The sequence below is a fragment of the Paractinoplanes durhamensis genome, from assembly GCF_016862175.1.
GTDB classification, from domain to species: domain Bacteria; phylum Actinomycetota; class Actinomycetes; order Mycobacteriales; family Micromonosporaceae; genus Actinoplanes; species Actinoplanes durhamensis.
In genome coordinates this window covers 40,066-52,447 of the sequence record NZ_BOML01000036.1, presented here as the reverse complement: position 1 = coordinate 52,447, position 12,382 = coordinate 40,066, and the positions used below count along the sequence as shown (strand labels likewise).

Annotated in this window: 13 protein-coding genes; 4 read left to right on the top strand and 9 right to left on the bottom strand. The window is 65.5% G+C overall.

Translation table 11 applies throughout. From position 1 onward, the window contains the following. Positions 1-138 (bottom strand): hypothetical protein, encoded by a 138-nt coding sequence (locus Adu01nite_RS22330; RefSeq protein ID WP_203728880.1) that lies wholly within the window; start codon positions 136-138, stop codon positions 1-3. Positions 139-221: 83 nt separating this feature from the next. Here Adu01nite_RS22330 and Adu01nite_RS22325 point away from each other — a divergent pair, with 83 nt between their 5' ends. Then, on the top strand, positions 222-830 hold the full coding sequence (locus tag Adu01nite_RS22325) for a hypothetical protein (protein WP_203728879.1): 609 nt from the start codon (positions 222-224) through the stop codon (positions 828-830). Here Adu01nite_RS22325 and Adu01nite_RS22320 read toward each other — a convergent pair. After that, on the bottom strand, positions 786-1,163 hold the full coding sequence (locus tag Adu01nite_RS22320) for an NUDIX hydrolase (RefSeq protein WP_239132618.1): 378 nt from the start codon (positions 1,161-1,163) through the stop codon (positions 786-788). The two genes, Adu01nite_RS22325 and Adu01nite_RS22320, sit on opposite strands and share 45 nt — an antisense overlap. 102 nt (positions 1,164-1,265) lie before the next feature. On the opposite strand from Adu01nite_RS22320, the gene Adu01nite_RS22315 reads away from it, so the two are divergent. Beyond that, a complete protein-coding gene (locus tag Adu01nite_RS22315; protein ID WP_203728878.1) occupies positions 1,266-1,862 on the top strand; it encodes a DUF4291 domain-containing protein in 597 nt (198 codons plus the stop codon). A 149-nt stretch (positions 1,863-2,011) separates the two neighbouring features. Here the strand turns inward: Adu01nite_RS22315 and Adu01nite_RS22310 are convergent, their stop codons facing one another. The 6 genes from Adu01nite_RS22310 to Adu01nite_RS22285 form a co-directional block, all read right to left on the bottom strand. After that, positions 2,012-2,308, bottom strand: coding sequence for a hypothetical protein (locus tag Adu01nite_RS22310; RefSeq protein WP_203728877.1), 297 nt, complete (start codon positions 2,306-2,308; stop codon positions 2,012-2,014). A 441-nt stretch (positions 2,309-2,749) separates the two neighbouring features. Then, entirely contained in the window at positions 2,750-4,978 is a 2,229-nt protein-coding gene (locus Adu01nite_RS22305; RefSeq protein ID WP_203728876.1) for a TIR domain-containing protein, read from the bottom strand. Beyond that, positions 4,959-5,579: an HD domain-containing protein gene (locus tag Adu01nite_RS22300; protein ID WP_203728875.1), complete on the bottom strand. Its 621-nt coding sequence runs from the start codon at positions 5,577-5,579 to the stop codon at positions 4,959-4,961. The genes Adu01nite_RS22305 and Adu01nite_RS22300 overlap by 20 nt, the downstream gene beginning before the upstream one ends. Positions 5,580-5,604: 25 nt before the next feature. Then, the gene (locus Adu01nite_RS22295; RefSeq protein ID WP_203728874.1) at positions 5,605-7,311 is read right to left on the bottom strand and encodes a B12-binding domain-containing radical SAM protein; all 1,707 of its coding nucleotides are present in this window, start codon (positions 7,309-7,311) and stop codon (positions 5,605-5,607) included. Positions 7,312-8,047: 736 nt separating this feature from the next. Continuing rightward, complete coding sequence (locus tag Adu01nite_RS22290; protein WP_203728873.1) at positions 8,048-9,862, bottom strand: anthranilate synthase family protein; 1,815 nt, start codon at positions 9,860-9,862, stop codon at positions 8,048-8,050. 175 nt (positions 9,863-10,037) lie between these two features. Further along, the gene (locus tag Adu01nite_RS22285) at positions 10,038-10,268 is read right to left on the bottom strand and encodes a hypothetical protein (protein ID WP_203728872.1); all 231 of its coding nucleotides are present in this window, start codon (positions 10,266-10,268) and stop codon (positions 10,038-10,040) included. Positions 10,269-10,476: 208 nt separating this feature from the next. Here Adu01nite_RS22285 and Adu01nite_RS22280 point away from each other — a divergent pair, with 208 nt between their 5' ends. Both Adu01nite_RS22280 and Adu01nite_RS22275 read left to right on the top strand, forming a co-directional pair. Beyond that, positions 10,477-10,851, top strand: coding sequence for a response regulator transcription factor (locus Adu01nite_RS22280; protein WP_203728871.1), 375 nt, complete (start codon positions 10,477-10,479; stop codon positions 10,849-10,851). 26 nt (positions 10,852-10,877) lie between these two features. Continuing rightward, positions 10,878-11,756: a sensor histidine kinase gene (locus tag Adu01nite_RS22275; protein WP_203728870.1), complete on the top strand. Its 879-nt coding sequence runs from the start codon at positions 10,878-10,880 to the stop codon at positions 11,754-11,756. On the opposite strand, the gene Adu01nite_RS22270 is transcribed toward Adu01nite_RS22275, so the two are convergent. Beyond that, complete coding sequence (locus Adu01nite_RS22270) at positions 11,731-12,375, bottom strand: DUF3159 domain-containing protein (RefSeq protein WP_203728869.1); 645 nt, start codon at positions 12,373-12,375, stop codon at positions 11,731-11,733. The genes Adu01nite_RS22275 and Adu01nite_RS22270 overlap by 26 nt on opposite strands. Positions 12,376-12,382 lie beyond the last annotated feature (7 nt).

The window sequence follows — 12,382 nt, the reverse complement described above, 5'->3', positions numbered from 1 at the left end:
TCAACCGGCTCGGATGGGCCGAGAGTCGTGGCGGACGTATGCGCTGCCCTTGGGCCAGCGGGTCACGAACTGGTCGCCGGCCCGGTCGGTGATCACGCTGTGCACCAGGATCCGGGGGTCCCGGTCCAGCCAGCGCATGAACTTAAACCTACTCGCGGGTATTGCGGTGGACCTCCTGGTAGCTACGATGCTGGTCAATTCTGGGAATTAGGTGGGGGTCGATGCGGACCGTACTCGTCCGGCTGGTTCAGGTGGCACTCGCCGTGGTGGTGGCGTTCGCCGGTTACCACCTCTATCAGGACACGACGTCGGCGCAGACCCATCACCGGGCGGCGATGGCCGTGATGGCCGCCAGCATCAGCGACTACTCGGTGCTCGGGCCGACCGGTCTCGGCCGGCTGAAGCTGGGGATGAGCCCGGCCGACGCCGGCGCCGCCAAGCTGGTCACCATCGACCCCGACTGGACGAAGACCGGCACCGCGAAGTGCCTCGCCGTCAGCTCGCACGGCAACCGCGCGCACTTCGCCCGCGACCACGGGCTGGCCGCGATCACCGCCGCCAGCACGGTCCGGACGCCGGAGGGCATCGGCGTGGGCGCGAGCGTCGCCGACGTGAGCAGGGCCTACCCGAAGCTCAGCCTGCCCGGCACCACCACGGCCGAGCAGCAGGAACAACTTGTCGGCTACCTGGTGGCGTCGGCCCCGGGCAACCCGGCGGCCAACTACGTCTTCGTCTTCCACGCCGGCGGGGGCGGCCCGAAGCCGGCCAAGGTGCAGACGGTCGCACTAGCCCTGGCCGCCCAGGACGACCAGTGCACGGTGGCGCACTAAAACCGGCGCCCGGCCACGGTGTCGGCGTGGTCGGGCACAACGAGGAGCGCACGCCGCGTCCTCGCCGGGGTCGATCAGGCCGCCAGGCAGTTCCCAGGCCCACTGCGCCGGCACGAAACGGTATCTACGAAGTAGCAGGACCCTGTCGTCGTGGTCGACCACCGCGGCCACCGCGGCGGCGTTAAGCCGAACCACATGATGTTCGAACCGTTCGAGGCCGGGGGGCTCCACGTCCACGGACACCAGCCGCACCCAGCGGCTGTCGTAGATGCTGCGTTCGCCGTGGACCCGCCACGGCTCGGTGGCATGCGCGCCCTCGGTCAGGTCCCCCACGGTGTCAACGTAGCGGAATGGATCTCCCGCGCCGCTCGTCCTCGCGTCGCGACGGCCTGAAATCAGGTGCGTGACACACTCCCGGCGGTCATCATCCGGTGCGTGCACATTCCGCTTCGACAGGTACGCGCCAGTTACACCGAGCGCACGATCACGGTTTATCAGGCGTACTCGGCCGCGATCGCCGGGCCGGCGCTGGCCGCCGGGACCTTCGTCGCGCCGTTCAAGCGGGAGCGGATGACCTGGATCAAGCCGTCGTTCCTCTGGATGATGTATCGCTGCGGGTGGGCGGCCAAGCCCGGCCAGGAGCATGTGCTTGCCGTCGAGATCACCCGGGACGGCTTCGAGTGGGCGCTCGCCAACGCGGCGCTCAGCCATTTCGACCGGAAGCTCCACTCGGACAGCAAGGCCTGGGCGCAGCAGGTCAAGAGCACGCCGGTGCGGGTGCAGTGGGATCCGGAGCGGTCGTTGCGGCTGGCGCCGCTTCCGTACCGGTCGCTGCAGGTCGGGCTTTCCGGCAAGGCAGTCGACCGGTACGTCGATGAGTGGCTGGTCGGGATCACCGATGTGACCGACCTGGCCCGCACGATCCATGCCCGACTGACCGACGGCGACCATGAGGCCGCCGCCGAAATGCTGCCGGCGGAGCGCCCGTACCCGCTCCCGCCGGAGGTGGCCCACCGGCTCGGCGCCGAGTAGGCCGGCGGCACCTGCGTGCCCTGAAATCTGGAAGTTCAGCCCATCGATGGTTTCTTATCGAAACTCCCTGGCAGGGTGAGTTTATGGTAGGGCAGACCGTAGGCGCGCGGCCCGCTGGCGCTTGCGGACCGGGTGATGCGAGACGAGATCTAGCGCGGGCGGGGGAGGTCTCGGGTGTCGGCGTTGGCGACGATTTGTTCGGCCACGTGGCGCAGCTGGGACAGGTCGGGGCGGAAGCCGTCGGCTATGTCGTGGTGCAGGCCTGATTTTGTGCGTTCCAGCAACGTTTCGGTCACCTGGTCGAGATCCTCGCCGGCGTACGTCTTTCTGGTCTGCTCGGCTGCGGCCTGCAGGGCCGATGTCAGCTGCTCCTGCAGTGGGCCGCGCAGCTTCTCCTCGACCGGGTTCAAGCTGTTCGGGTCAAGTGTGACCTGTGGCTCTGCCATGTGTCCCCCTTGGATGTGACGCCGCGCGACGCTGATACCCGATGGTGGTGTGCGGCAAAACCTGTCGCGGACGCCGGCCTCGTCGAGGACCGCCTGCGGGCCAAGGGCTTCGCGTTCACCGCCCGGTCGACCTGGTCGAGTCGATGGGCTCCGACAAGTACGTCTACCTCACCATCGAGGGCGACGAGGCTGTCGGCCAAGTCCAGGGTGCGAGACGGCGCCGACGCAAAGATCTGGATGAACCTCGACAAGATCTACCTCTTCGACCCCCGAGACGGCCGAGACATCACGGTGGCCGACGAGAAGACCGGAGCCCACGCGGCCTGATCCCAACGCTGCTTTCAGGCACCCGCCCTTGCTGGGCGGGTGCCATTAGCGTCGTGTAGCCGGATCTCCGCGAGACTCGTGTCGGCCGCTCGAAACAGGGCATCGAATACTTGGTCAGGCAATGCTTGGGTCCCGTGGAAGCTGCAATATCTGCATTACCTCACGTCGAATCTCTTCGTCCCGTGCTGTGCTGACCTTGCTGTCGACAAGTCCGTGGAGCACATGCAACTCTCGGGCATCGAGACCGGTGTCTTCGCGCGTGGTCAGGAATGACTTCAGGGTCTTCAGATCCCAGAGCCGTAGACGTCGATCGCGGACGGAATTCTGGGACAGTCTTCCAAGGATCGCCCTACGGGACTTCGGCCAGTCCTCCCCGCCGTCGCGGAAGGTGTGGAGGTCTCCGTGCACATCTCCGAAGTAGACCATCTGAACTGAACGGTTCAGGATTGCTTCTTCGGGTTGCTCCAACATCAGCATGTATTCGGACTCGACATCCTCGCGGCCGTGAAGAATCGCTCCGAGCGCAGCGGATCTTCGCAATAGTGGGTTCGTTTCCCTGTGGAATGCTGACACAAGAATTTGTGCTGCGTCTGCGACGGGAAGACGGCCAACGTAGTACAAAATCTGCTCGCGCAGCCGCTCGGCAGCGTTCGTCGAGCGAAACGCATCATCTTGCTCGATCGATTCGAAGCGTTGGGCTAAATTCGCTAGGATCGCAGCAAGGCGGTGCTGACCAAGCTGGTTTATCGCGCTTCTGACATAGATGTTTACATCGTCCCTGACTGTCACAGTCAAAACGTCATCGATGGCTGAACCGCCCAGGAGAAATGCAGCAACGATAGACTTGGCAATCAAGAATTCGCCAATAGTCTCATGCCTGAAACCGCGCACTATCGCGAGGTCTTCACGGCGCCCGTGATCTATGTCGAGGAGCTCGGCGAAGGCGCTGTCCGTGCTGAGTTCGGTCCAAGAATTTGCGCCAATTACGTCTTGCGGGTGCGGCCGCTCGCCCGGTCGCGTGTAAAACCAGCGCGCTAGTAAAACGTGTGAGCTATGCACGAGAGGGGGGTCGCCCCCTCCCGTTCCACGATGGCGTTCAGTGGAAATCCATTCGCGATAGAACATGTCATAGAGTGCGTACGGTTCGGTGAGGTGCACCACGTCGATCGAAGGGTCCGACGCGAGGAGGTATAGAAGCAGAGTCAAGCGCATAGGATTCGACGCCATACTCAGTGCGCCGGGCACACTGTCTATGATCGATTCCAGCCGGGCCGATAGTGATGGATCACTGAGCCGGTCGGCGTACCTGTTTCCGAAATCGAGTACATCCTGGCGCGTCCAAGACTTGACTTCGAGAACATCGCGTGGCAGCCCGGACAGCCGACCGAGCGTGTCCCCGTTCCGCTCGAAGAAGTCGGTCCTTGCGGCATAGAAAATGGTGACGCCATTGGCCGCTAATGCACCAAGATGTTGGGCGATAACCTCGGTAAGGTCTTCGCCGGCCTCGTCCAGTCCATCGACGAGTACGGCGAGCTTGGATGTCCGCTTGGCGCGGACGTTGAGTTCGTCCGCTCGGCTCGGAAGATCGCGTGCGTGCAGAAATACGCGTTGAGAAGGCAGAGTGCCTCCACCGGTGAGCAACAATGACCGGAGGGCGGTTGTTTTTCCCGCGCCGGCCGGGCCGACGACCGCAAAGCTGCCCGATTCCGTGTGTGCCGACTTCAGCCAGCGGGACAACTTGTTGTCGCTGCCGGGATGACGGCGTGGCGAGATGCTTGGATCGATGATCATCTCAGGCCACAAGAAATCGAAGCTTGGACTTCCCAGACCAAGCCACGGCAGTATGGGCGCCGATAGTACCTTTCGGGTCTCGGCAGAGGACTGCCTCCGCGCTTCTTCCTCGGCGACCGACCAGCGGATTGCGGACAGCAACTCGGGCAGGAACTTCTCGATATCGCTTTTTCGACGCAGATCGAGGTACTTGAGTCGGCTGATCGTGTTGGGCAGGTCAGACGGCTTGAGGAGCAATGGCAGGATGAGTCGATGATTCGCGGCCGGATCCCGCCAAACGGCAACTTCTGCTTCGAGGCTGGTCCACTCGGATGCCAGCCAGCTAGGGGTGACGACGGCCACCAGGCAGCTTGAGTGTTCCAACGCGCGTGCGATCGCAGACGGGATCGATTCACCGATACCGACGGCTGCCGGCGCGAAGAAGACCTTAAGCCTCCTGCGCCGGAGGGTGCTATGGCGCAGTGCTTCATAAAGCGCCTGAGCGAAATCGCGGTCATCATCACTGTAGCTGAGGAAGACGTCGTACCGGGAATCAGCCCTTTGCACGGTCATCAGCGACGGAGTGGCGGCTGTACCCCAACTCCCAGTACGGCTTCTCGCCGAGGTACTCGCCGAGGCGGCGCTTGACTACCTCGGCTACTGCTGCCGCGGGGCCGATGCCGAGAGGGTCGTACTTCTCGGCGTCGCGCCGGTACTCGCTCATATCGCCGCGATTTTCCTTCGCGTAGTACATTGCTGCGGCAATGATTTGTAGCTCTTCGGCTGCTTCGACCAGTCGCGCTTCAAGCGTCTCCAGTTCGTGCATCTCCTCCAGCAGGGGAAGTACCGATTCCGCGACCCCACCCAAGATGTCTACCGACGCATCCTGCTCGGCTTTGCGTTTGAACTGCTTCACATAAGGTGCGGACCGTCGAGGTAGGTCGGTGAGGCGCACTTCGCCGGTCTCGTGGAACAGTGCCATAGCAAGCACTTTTCCCATATCGACTGGTTCGGCAATTTGTTGCGCCAGCATGTACGCGATGATTGCGGTCTCGAAGCAGTGGTCGGAGACTGATTCTGGATCAGGCACACCGGCCATGATCCATCCAATTCTCGGAAGTCTCGTCAAGGTATGCATTTCGGCCATGCATTCGAGAATTCGATCCGGGTTCATCTTCCATCCTTCCGAGAAGTGGCAATTAGTTGGCTATTAGTTCATCTATGTCTCGCGCAGCAGTGAAGACTCTTCGTATTACTGGATGCGAATCTTTCATGTTTTCATGTTCAAGCGTCTTTACTACCGCGTGAGCCAAATGATACGCCGCTGCAGTGAGTGCGTAGTCTAGCGTCTCTCGTGGATCGTCGCCGTCTCGCCCCCTTCGAATCGCATATATGATCGCGTCGCAGGTCTCATCTCGAAAGGTGTTGGTGGCGGTCCGCATACTTCGGACGGACGAGCCCAGGGCTCCGTGAACTCCGAACCTGGATAGGCTCTTTGCTGGATAGTAGAGCGGATGCAGTTTACGGTTCCAATGCTGCACAATGCCGTGGAGTGATTGCACCTCTGGGCTTCTGAATCTGTAAGAATGAGTCAGCGTGTCCGGATCGAAGTCCCGATCGTGCAGAGCGTTTCCGCTGGATATTTCGTACTTCCTCAGCATGTGCAGATAGGTGGAACCGGTCTGTAGACGCAGTTCGCTGCTTATGCCGGATGCGACCGAGGCCAGGTCGTTCGCTCGCATGAACTGCAGGCTGTCCTCGATCTCGGCAAGACTGCACAGGGGGTCGAAGAGAATCACGCCGATTTCGACTCGAACGCCCAGGGAACGCAGGAGTTCCGCGGCCTGTACTGCTTCAGTCCGGGTATGTCCTTTTGCGTATCGCTTCAGCTGAGTGTCGGAGCACGATTCGATTCCGAGGAAGACCTTCTGGAGCCCGCTGTCGACGAGCGCTTGAAGAAGCGCTCGACGTCTGGTGGCCATTTCCGGCGAGTCTCGCCGGGAAAATACTGAGTGCACGGTCGCGCTGGCGTCGAAGCGGAAGGGCGACCTCAGCTGGTCGAGCAGGCGATATACAAATTTCTCCGTCTCCTCGAGTTTGCCGCCGAGGAAGTCTTCGTCGGCGACCGTTATGTCGGTCACGCCGAGCGTATTCAGATCCTGTAGATCTTGTGCTACCAGTTCGGGTGACTTGCGCCTGAACTCATGGGACCGACCGTGGATGTCCGTCAGTCCACGTAGGCAGAATGTGCACGCTGCCCACGAGCAGCCTCTGCTGGTTTCGACGAATATCTCTCCGCCCAATTCTGCGATAATTTTGAGGTGTTGGCGGCTTGGAATCGATAGGCGGTTGAGGTCTACCAGCTTCCGGCGCGACGAGATGGCCAGGCCGGAAATTTTGTCGCGGTAGCGAATATTCGGTACCTGGGGCCAGCTCTTGCTGCCGGTCTTCCAGGCCTGTAGCAGGAGTGGCAGAGCCTCGTCGGCTTCACCAAGTATGACGACCGATTCGGGTTCCACTTCGTCAAGCAGGCGGTCGCTCAGGTAGGTGGCGAGCGGCCCGCCGAAAACGATAAGGGCGTTGCTCTCGGTAACTGCCTGACGGAGCCGGGAGTAGTGCTTGCTCAAGAAGGAGTAGGTCCCATATTGAAGTCCGATGGCCAGGACGTGAGGCTCGGCTTGGCGAATCGACGAAGCTAATCTCTCGGCGTCCTCTTCGCCCCACTCGACCATGTCCAGCAAAGTCAACTGTAAGGCGCTTTCGCTGAAAGACGCACGGACAGCGCCTCCAATTGCGGACAGGCCGTGGTTCTCACCGATTGCGGGATATCTCTCGGAATAGAGCGAGACCGCCATCATGCGTATAGGCGTGCCCTCGGCGTTTCGTTCTCCGTAGCCCGCGGCCATCGCTTCTCCCGTCTCGATGCCCCTTTGTGGACTCGACGCTACCGGGGAGTGCTCGGGCAGTCAGCTCTTGTCGCTTGCCCATGCGTGGGGAGCGCGGTGAGAGGTATCGCCCCATCTTGCGTCGCAGAGACGGTCCCCTGCGGTCTCAGATTTCCGAAAATCGTGCGTGAGATGGCACCTTGCTGGCTCTTTGAACATTTCGCAAATTGGGCTTTATGTCCTTGAGCTGACTGGAGCCCCGGGCGAGCCTCTCAACGGCGTCGCTGTGGAGAGACGGCATGCTGGGCTGCCCGGATGATGATCGACTTCGGGGGGTGCCAGACGGCTCGGTGCTCGTATGGCCAGGCGTAGGTCGGGGCGCCGTCGCGGGGAGGACGGGGTGCCGGGGAGGTCGCCGCTCAGGGCGACCGCCTCGCAGCCGTCGCGGAGGATGCGTTCGTTCACCGCGCGCCACCATGGACTCCCGGAATCTGGGTGCAGCAGGCCGCGGCGGAGCTGCCAGCGCATGAACGAACTCGCGGCCCGGCGGAACGGCAGGTGATGCGGGGCCCGGCCGTACGGGCCGTGGTAGCAGCGCTGCATGAGGGCGATCCGCGCGGCCGGGTCGTCGCGGACCGCGCTCGTCTGCTCGTCGGCCCAGGCTGCCGCCGCATTCATGCCGCACATGGTGGCATCGAGGGGCCGGTGGTCCAAGCGGAGGCTCTCGATCCCCTTGAACCACCGGCCTGCCCCTGTGCTACCCGTTCGTGGCCGGGCTAACCACGCCGGACATCAATGGCGGCAGCAGCTCGGCCAGGATCGCCACGCCGTCGCGGCTCAGCACCGACTCGGGGTGGAACTGGACGCCGGCGAAGCCGCGGCCGCGGATCGCGTGCACCGCCGCGTCGTCCGGGTCGCGGGCGATCTCGACCGGGCCGTACGGGGAAACCAGCAGGTCGGTGGGGGAGACGGCGGCGAAGCTGGAGTAGAAGCCGACCCGGCGGGTGCGGCCGAACATCTCGATGTCGCGGGCCAGGCCCTGGTAGGGCGAGGCGCGCCGGGCCAGTTGCAGGCCGAGCAGGACGGCCAGGATCTCGTGGCCCAGGCAGACGCCCAGCATCGGGATGTCCGCCGCGAGCAGGCCGGCCACCAGGTCGCGCATCGCGGCCATCTTCGGGTCGGTCAGGTCGTCGGGGTCGCCGGGGCCGGGGCCGACCACCACCAGGTCGGCGGGGACGATGCCGGCCACCGCCGCGTGCCACGGCATCACGGTCACCGTCAGGCCCAGGGCTTTCAGCTGGTGGGCGAGCATCGCGGTGAACGTGTCCTCGCCGTCGACGATCAGCGCGCTCTTGCCGTCGAGGGCGGGGATGGTCAGGGCGCCGGGGGCGCGGGAATCGAGCCAGAACCGCGCGAGGCCGGTGTTGCGGGCGGCGAGAGCGGCGCGTACCTCCGCGGTCTCGGCCTCCGGGCGTACGCAGGAAACAGCGGGAGTGATCGCACCCAGCGCGGCCAAGATCCCCGCCGCCTTGGTGTGGGTTTCCGCCACCTCGCCGGCCGCCGTCGAATGCCGCACCAGGGTGGCCCCGACCGGAACCCGCAGGGTGCCGTCGGGGGAGATCTCCGCCGAACGGATCAGAATCGGCGCGTCCAGCGTCTGGCGGCCCTGGTCGTCGTGGCCGAGCAGGGCGAGCACGCCGGCGTAGTAGCCGCGGCCCCGGCGTTCGTGGCGGGCGATCACCCGGCAGGCGTTCTCGATCGGGCTGCCGGTGACCGTGGGCGCGAACATCGTCTCCCGCAGCACCTCGCGCACGTCCAGCGAACCGCGCCCGGCCAGCAGATATTCGGTGTGGGTGAGGTGCGCCATCTGCTTGAGGTACGGGCCGGCGACCTGACCGCCGTGCTCGGCGACGGTCGCCATCATCTTCAGCTCCTCGTCGAGGACCATGTAGAGCTCCTCGATCTCCTTCGGGTCGGCCAGGAACTCCGCGAGCGAGCCGGAGCCGTGCCGGAAGGTGCCGCTGATCGGGTTCATCATGGTGATCCCGTCGGCGACGCTGACGTGCCGCTCGGGCGTCGCCCCGACGAGCGTGCGGGCGCCGGTGTGCACCAGGAACGTCCAGTAGGTGCCCTGCTCATTCGCGAGGAGCCGGCCGAAGGCGGCGCGGGCGGCGGCGACCGGATCCCCCTCGACCGAGGCGGTCCAGACCCGGTGGATGACGAAGTTGGCGCCCTCGCCGTGGCCGATCTCGTCGCGCAGCACCGTCTCGACGATCTCGCCGTACTCGTCGTCGGAGAGATCGAACCCGCCCGGCCCGAGCTTCAACTCAGCCGCCGGGAAAGCCGACAAAGGCTCCTTGTGTACGCCGGTGACGAGCAGACATTCCAGGGGTGCCTGATCGTCGACGCAGTCGAAGCCGCGCTCGGCGATCTGCCGGTACGGGATCACGGCGAGGGTGGGCAAGGTGTCCCGGATCGGGATGCCGGCGAGCGTCTCGACCGTGATCACGTCGCCGGTGAGCACCTCGACGTGGTCGGCGCCGTCCCGGTGGAGCAGGGCGAAAGGCTGCATGGTGGTCCTCCGTTGTGCCTGGGCGGTGCCGGCCGAGGCGGAGGGCCACAACGAACAACGGCCGCCTCGGGGAGGCGGCCGCGGTGGTGGTTACGCGCGGGTGGGTGTGGCCGCCGGTCTGGCGGGCCACCACATGCTCAATCGCGCGTGCATGGCGACGAGCATAAGGGCACGGTCAGTGGAAAGCCAGGCGCACCGCGGTGCGGGCCCACCGCATCCGGTCGGGGGCGCAGTCCGGGTGCTCGCCGAACTCCTGGGCGACCAGCTCGGCGCAGCGGTCCTCGCCGAGCCGGTGCACGGTGTCGGTGACCGCCTCGCGGATGATGTCGGCGCTCGGCTGTTGCGAGCGCTGCACGTACGAGAGGAAGAGGGCCTCGGTACGTACGGCGTCGATCATGGCGTTCATCGGATCCTCCTGCCGGGCGGGAGCAGCGGGTGTCGTGCACTCAGAAGACCGCCCGTGAGCTGCAGGCTCGATGCACGGCGGTTGCAGCTGGGTTGCAAGGTACGCCCACCGATGTGATCCGTCATTCCCCAGAGCACCCGTCACATCATGAAATAACGGGATATGGTGCCGAATGGTAGCGAAAGACGGTGCAACCTAGGAGTAAGCCGTGACGGTGGTTCTGGTCGCCGACGACGACGCCGACATCCGCGACCTGGTGGCGTTCAAGCTGGAACAGGCCGGGTTCGAGGTGATCGCCGTCGAGGACGGTCAAACCGCCCTCGAACAGGCTCGCAGCCGCCAACCTACGCTCGCCGTCCTCGATGTCTCGATGCCCGGACTGTCGGGCATCGACGTCTGCCGGATGCTGCGCGCCGATCCGGCCACCGCCGGAATACTGATCATCATGCTGACCGCCCGCGTCCAGGAGCAGGACGTCGAGGGCGGCTTCAGCGCCGGCGCCGACGACTACGTGACCAAGCCGTTCAGCCCGCGCGAACTCGTCTCCCGCATCCAGGCGCTGCTGAGCCGGGCCCGGGCCTGAGACGCGGACCGGACGGGTCCCGGCCGATGCGCCCCTCGCGATTCGGTGGCCGGACCTGCGCCGCGTCGTTCCTGGTCGGCCTGGCCGCCGGCGGTGCGCTGGGCGCTCTCGCGGTGGCCCAGCTGGCCAGCCGGATGCGCGCGGACGGTCTGGTCAAGGACGCCGAGACCGATCACCTGCGGCGCACCGAGGAGCAGTTGCTGGCCCGGCTGGCCGCCCTGGACGCCGCCAAGACCGACTTCATGGCGACCGTCTCGCACGAGCTGCGTACCCCGCTGACCAGCATCTCCGGCTATGTCGAGCTGCTGCGTGACAGCGGGCCGGAGGAGCTGACCGACGCGCAGCGGCGGATGCTCGAGGTGATCGCCCGCAACGCCCGCCGGCTCCGCGAGCTGATCGAGGACATCCTCACCCTGTCCCGGATCGAGGCGGGCGGCTTCGCCAGCGAGCCCGGCGAGGTGGATCTGGCCGAGGTGATCGGGCGGGCCGTCGCGGCGATCGGCCCGGCGGCGGAGAAGGCGTCGGTCGGGCTGCACACCGACGTCGGCGGCCCGCTGCTGCTGCAGGCCGACGGCGTCCAGCTGGACCGGGTGCTGGCCAACCTGCTCGGCAACGCGGTGAAGTTCACCCCGGCCGAGGGCACCGTGACGATCCGCGGCGAGCAGGCCGAGGGGCACACCGTGTTGGTGGTCTCGGACACCGGCATGGGCATCCCGCCGGAGGAGCAGAACGCGCTGTTCGTGCGCTTCTTCCGGGCGACCAACGCGATCCGTCAGGCGATCCCGGGCACCGGGCTGGGCCTGGCGATCTGCCGGAAGATCGTGGACAACCACGGCGGTTCGATCGAGGTCGAGTCGACCGAGAACGTCGGCACCACGATCACCGTTCGGCTACCGCATCGGTGACCGGGTGCCGCAGGCCCGGGTGGCCGGGCGGCAGGGTCCTGCGGATCACCCACCAGCTCACCGCCAGGCACGCCGCGATCAGGGGCCAGGTCAGCACGATCCGGGCGGCGCCGAGCGCGACCACCTGGCCGGCCTCGTAGAGCGGGACGAACACCGCCAGCCGGATCAGGTACTGCGGCACCCAGACCCAGCTGGCCAGGCTGTACGACCGCAGCAGCGCCGGGTCGCGCCGCCACCGGGTCTTCTGCCCGAGCACGCCGCCGACGATCACGCCGAGCAGCGGCCAGCGCAGCACGATGCTGATCACCCAGACCAGCGCGGACGCCGCGTTGCTCAGCAGTTGGAGCAGGAAGAAGTCTTCGGCGTTGCCGGTGACGAGCGCGATCGTCGCGGCCACGCACACGCCGAGCAGGCCGATCAGCACCGCGCGGGGCTTGTCGCCGTGGCGCAGCCGCCACCAGCAGACGGCCAGCGCGCAGGCCACCGCGATCGCCGCGCCGGCCCAGATCGAGCGGCCGGTGACCAGCCAGCCGATCACGAAGCCGGCGGCCGGGAGGGTGGCGTCGATCGCCGACCGCCGCCCGTTGAGCAACTCCGCCAGCGACTCCGGCTGCGTCATCCCGATC

What these genes read in the sequence shown, in the direction of transcription:
- Adu01nite_RS22330 (WP_203728880.1), bottom strand. Translation starts at nt 138, where the DNA reads ATGCGCTGGCTGGACCGGGACCCCCGGATCCTGGTGCACAGCGTGATC.
- Adu01nite_RS22325 (WP_203728879.1), top strand. Translation starts at nt 222, where the DNA reads ATGCGGACCGTACTCGTCCGGCTGGTTCAGGTGGCACTCGCCGTGGTG.
- Adu01nite_RS22310 (WP_203728877.1), bottom strand. Translation starts at nt 2,308, where the DNA reads ATGGCAGAGCCACAGGTCACACTTGACCCGAACAGCTTGAACCCGGTC.
- Adu01nite_RS22305 (WP_203728876.1), bottom strand. Translation starts at nt 4,978, where the DNA reads ATGACCGTGCAAAGGGCTGATTCCCGGTACGACGTCTTCCTCAGCTAC.
- Adu01nite_RS22300 (WP_203728875.1), bottom strand. Translation starts at nt 5,579, where the DNA reads ATGAACCCGGATCGAATTCTCGAATGCATGGCCGAAATGCATACCTTG.
- Adu01nite_RS22295 (WP_203728874.1), bottom strand. Translation starts at nt 7,311, where the DNA reads ATGGCCGCGGGCTACGGAGAACGAAACGCCGAGGGCACGCCTATACGC.
- Adu01nite_RS22290 (WP_203728873.1), bottom strand. Translation starts at nt 9,862, where the DNA reads ATGCAGCCTTTCGCCCTGCTCCACCGGGACGGCGCCGACCACGTCGAG.
- Adu01nite_RS22285 (WP_203728872.1), bottom strand. Translation starts at nt 10,268, where the DNA reads ATGAACGCCATGATCGACGCCGTACGTACCGAGGCCCTCTTCCTCTCG.
- Adu01nite_RS22275 (WP_203728870.1), top strand. Translation starts at nt 10,878, where the DNA reads ATGCGCCCCTCGCGATTCGGTGGCCGGACCTGCGCCGCGTCGTTCCTG.
- Adu01nite_RS22270 (WP_203728869.1), bottom strand. Translation starts at nt 12,375, where the DNA reads ATGACGCAGCCGGAGTCGCTGGCGGAGTTGCTCAACGGGCGGCGGTCG.